Genomic DNA, 245 nt, shown 5'->3' on the forward strand with positions numbered 1-245 from the left:
CAGAAACGGTGTTGCTTCTCATTACCCCCTGACGAAACAGGCTCATTAAATTGTAAGCCATCATGACCGTCAACAAAGCCGCCTCGGTAGCCCAGAAGTTCTTGAGATTGAGGCTATCTCCGCCAAAGTCATATTTCAGTTCCTTGATGCGGTTTTCACAATCTGCACGACCACGATATAAACGCCAAAGTTCTGCTGCAGGCAAGTCTATATTGGTGACGATCACGCTATAACGATACTGAGAA

General features: G+C 46.1%; 1 protein-coding gene. It reads right to left on the reverse strand.

The genetic code is table 11. The features are described from left to right. A partial coding sequence (locus C7H79_RS17595; RefSeq protein ID WP_147383685.1) for a transposase occupies nucleotides 1-245 on the reverse strand: 245 nt, incomplete at both ends.

This window comes from Nitrosomonas supralitoralis (assembly GCF_003011925.2).
Classification (GTDB): Bacteria; Pseudomonadota; Gammaproteobacteria; order Burkholderiales; family Nitrosomonadaceae; genus Nitrosomonas; species Nitrosomonas supralitoralis.